Here is a 436-nt window from a genome sequence, read left to right as displayed (position 1 = left end):
TTGGTTTTGAAGACAGTACCTGTACGCTTCCCGATGAAAAATCGGGACCGCTTCCATCAGGGCTATTTTAGCCGGGACAGATGTATAAAAGATGGAAGACGGAAAATGGATGATGGAATAAGCTCTGCGGTGATCAGCGGCATCTGCGGGATCAAACCCTTAACTTTTAACTCCTTAATGGTGGGGAATAACGCATAGATCTTTTTACCATTAAGAAATTAAGGACATTAAGAAATATAAGCTGGGAATTACCTTAGCCCTTGTGGGCTTAACTTTTCTTAACTTCTTAATGGTAAGAAATATGCAAAAAGCTTATAAACAAAGAAAACCCTTTAACATTGTTGTTAAAGGGTTTCTTATAATATTTGGCACCGACCTACTCTCCCACGTGTTACCGCAGTACCATCGGCTCTGGTGGGCTTAACTTCTCTGTTCG

The 436-nt window shown here is 40.8% G+C and carries 1 protein-coding gene; it reads left to right on the top strand.

The window, feature by feature from the left end:
- The coding region (locus U859_RS32315) for a hypothetical protein (protein ID WP_205314455.1) at positions 1-198 on the top strand (198 nt) is incomplete at its 5' end.
- Positions 199-436: the final 238 nt, after the last annotated feature.

Source organism: Pedobacter jeongneungensis (assembly GCF_000633455.1).
In the GTDB taxonomy this organism is placed as follows: Bacteria; Bacteroidota; Bacteroidia; order Sphingobacteriales; family Sphingobacteriaceae; genus Pedobacter; species Pedobacter jeongneungensis_A.
Note: the sequence above shows the minus strand (reverse complement) of the source record. Positions and strands in the feature narration are given on the sequence as shown.